1 protein-coding gene is annotated in these 272 nt (G+C 73.2%); it reads right to left on the bottom strand.

The features are described from left to right. Positions 1–272 (bottom strand): ShlB/FhaC/HecB family hemolysin secretion/activation protein (locus RZA33_RS19485; protein ID WP_317509772.1); only part of this gene is annotated, 272 nt, incomplete at both ends.

Here is a 272-nt window from a genome sequence, read left to right on the forward strand (position 1 = left end):
TAGCCACGCACGGTGTCGGCGCCGCCGACGGCGAACTGTTCGGCGCTCACGAGCGGCTGGCTGGCGAGTTGGCCGCCCACGCGCAGCGCCAGTTCGGCAGGGCCGATGCGGCGCGTGGCGCGCCAGTCGGCCCGCAGCGTGGTGAATCCGCCGTCCGCACCACGGCGTTTGCAGGCGAACTGGTCGGCGCTGCCGAAGCTGCCGTCGGCCAGCTGGCAGTCATCGCGGGTCTGCTGCCACACCGGCTTGAGGCCGAAGGTGGCGTTGGCGCT

Source organism: Halovibrio sp. HP20-59, from assembly GCF_033052795.2.
In the GTDB taxonomy this organism is placed as follows: Bacteria; Pseudomonadota; Gammaproteobacteria; order Pseudomonadales; family Halomonadaceae; genus Vreelandella.